Origin of the sequence: Segatella sinensis (genome assembly GCF_040095255.1) — a bacterium.
GTDB lineage: Bacteria > Bacteroidota > Bacteroidia > Bacteroidales > Bacteroidaceae > Prevotella > Prevotella sinensis.
On the sequence record NZ_JBBNGE010000110.1, the window covers coordinates 1 to 2603 of the forward strand.

Annotated in this window: 2 protein-coding genes; both read right to left on the reverse strand. The window is 48.8% G+C overall.

Going from position 1 to position 2603, the window contains the following annotated elements; all coding sequences use genetic code 11:
* Nucleotides 1–135: 135 nt before the first annotated feature.
* Nucleotides 136–867, reverse strand: a complete 732-nt coding sequence (gene istB, locus AAAT87_RS15205; RefSeq protein ID WP_349226901.1) for an IS21-like element helper ATPase IstB — start codon at nucleotides 865–867, stop codon at nucleotides 136–138.
* 14 nt (nucleotides 868–881) lie between these two features.
* Nucleotides 882–2390 carry an IS21 family transposase gene (gene istA / locus AAAT87_RS15210; RefSeq protein ID WP_349226902.1) on the reverse strand — a complete coding sequence of 503 codons (1509 nt, stop codon included), beginning with the start codon at nucleotides 2388–2390 and terminating at the stop codon, nucleotides 882–884.
* Nucleotides 2391–2603 lie beyond the last annotated feature (213 nt).

The window sequence follows — 2603 nt, forward strand, 5'->3', positions numbered from 1 at the left end:
ATTTGACGATAGCGCTGTATCGGTACCACGCGTAGCGGTGTAATCGGTACCATGCTATCACTGCAATCGGTACCGCTTGTATCGCTGCAAGCGGTACCAAGATTTCAGTTCTGCTTTTCAATTTGCAAAGGTAATCTATTTTTTCAATTTCTGGCGCATAGAATCGCCTTTTAACTCTATTTTACTTGCATTTGCCACCAAACGATCCATAATGGCATCTGCCAAGGTAGGATCACCTATGTAATCATACCATTTGGCAATGGGAAGCTGTGAGGCGATAATGACGGACTTTCTCTCGTATCTCTCTTCTAGGATTTGGAGCATTGCGAGTCTGGTCTTGTCATCCATTGGCTGCAACCCGAAGTCATCCCATATGAGCAAGTCATACTTTTCCAGATTGGTTATCATCTTCAGGTACGACCCATCCAGCTTGCTGAGTGCAACTTTCTCCACAAAGCTGTTCATATTGAGATAGAGAGTTCTGTAGCCTAGCATGCAAGCCTGTCTTCCAAGGGCACAGGCAAGGAAGGATTTTCCGCAGCCACACTTTCCTTGTATGAGCAAGTTCCCATGTCTGCGTATGAAGGCACAGTCGGCAATGGCGGCAAGGTCATCCTTGGTGAAGTTGCGGTCTGTTCCACAGATGACATCCTCTAAGAGTGCCGTATATCTAAGCTTGCTGATTTTTAGATACATGGCGGTCTTTCGATCTCGTCTGTCCTGCACCTCTGCATCCACCATCTTGGAGATGGCGACTTCCAGGGATGGGCGGTTCTGTACAGGAAGGCTGGTCATGGCCTCGAAGGAGGATGACATACCTCTGAGCTTCAACTCGTTGAGTTGTATGATGGTTTCTTGTAAGTTCATGTTACTATATATGTTTAAATGTTCATAAATGCCTCCGCGCCTCTCACATAGTCGTTCTGTGGCACATTTGAGACTGTTTCTTCCCCGTCAACTTGGTCAAGGTTCTTCTCCAACACATTGCGGATGGTCGTGTAGGTGATGGATGAACAACCTGCCAGACGCTTGCAGGCCTTCTCCAGACGCTCCTTGCCATACTTGCGCTTGAGAGACAGGACTCCTTGGCAGGACTTGTACGACTGCTCGACATGCTTCGTGCGATTGAGGATGGATTGGACTGCGGAAGTGGTGTTGCTGCCGACCAATGCTGCCTCCTCCAGAAAATAGGCGGCGTTATATCCCTGTCCGTGCTTGTAGGCAAGATGTTTGTCTGGCATATGCTCGTCAAGCGTGCTGTATCCAGATCCTTGGCGACGCTGATGGATGGCTATGCGAGAACTCCCGGAGTAAACCTCCACGGTATCTAAGTCCCACAGTACGCTCACCTTTTGCCCGACATACTGGTATGGCACGCTATAGTTGTGCTTGTCAACCATGACGTGATAGGTACCGGACAGTTTCACCTCTTTGCGATATCTGAAGCGGTATGGAGTCATGGGCAGTTTGCCCAACGTAGGTTGCTCTTCCGCCTCGAAGATGTCACGTCTGCTTCTCCCTGTCGTTCTGGACGGCTTTTCATTGAAGCCGTCCATCAACTCATAGATACGGGCATTCATACTCAATAGATTGTAAAACACCTCGTCATGTAGCAGAGCGTAGACGGCATTGTATGTCTTTTGAACGAGTCCCTCTACTGGACCTTTGTCCCTGGGAGTGCGAATCCTGCAGGTTTGGAGGGATGTATCGTAGTAGGCGGCCCATTCCACGGCTGCATCATTGAATGCTGGCTCGTAGCGGTCGTATTTCTTCACCCACTGCTTCATGTTGTCACTCTTGGCTATGCGAGTTGTTCCGCCAAAGTAAGAGAAGGCATCGGATATACCGCCGAAGAAGTTCTCCATGGAAGCGTTGTACATAGCCTTGGCAAATCCCAAGCCGCTGTATGGCAGGATACAGACCAGGACGACAACCTTGGTTAGCTCACCTGTCTTCGGGTCGGTAAGCCACAGGGCATCACCGGCGAAGTCAATCTGCATCTCTTCCCCAGGAATATAGGTGTGATGGAAGCTGAGGTTGTGTGAGTACTGATACTCACGGATTGACTTCTTGAACTGGGTGTATCCATATCCGTCGGGATGCTCCTTCTTGTATGACTCGTGCAGGGCTTGAATGGTGAGGTAGCGGTTATGCGACAAGTCTGACACATATTCAGGCAACAGCCCGTCCAGCACCTGACGTTGGGAGGATGGGGCTGCTGTGGGCTTGGACAACTGGAGGAAAGATTCTATTTCCCCGTCACTCATGCGGCCTATCACGCCATAGGACAAACCTTGGGAATCCGCCAAGGTCTTGTAACGGTTCAGTACGCCACGTCCCATGTGTAGTTGCTCGCAAATGGTGCGTTGCGGTATTTTTGCCGCTAGCATTTGAAATGAACGTTTTAATTTGCTCATGTTTACATTACTTTGTGCCATATCTATACAGATTTTAAAATTCTTCTGCAAAGATAGGCGGTTATTATTATACATGAGCAGAACTTTACATCTTTTTGGTACCGATTGGTGCGCTATGATGGTACCGATTCAAGTGATACGATGGTACCGAATGCAGTGCTATGATGGTACCGATTCATGCGCTAC

Coding starts and splice junctions, on each gene's coding strand:
- istB (WP_349226901.1), bottom strand. CDS start 867: ATGAACTTACAAGAAACCATCATACAACTCAACGAGTTGAAGCTCAGA.
- istA (WP_349226902.1), bottom strand. CDS start 2,390: ATGCTAGCGGCAAAAATACCGCAACGCACCATTTGCGAGCAACTACAC.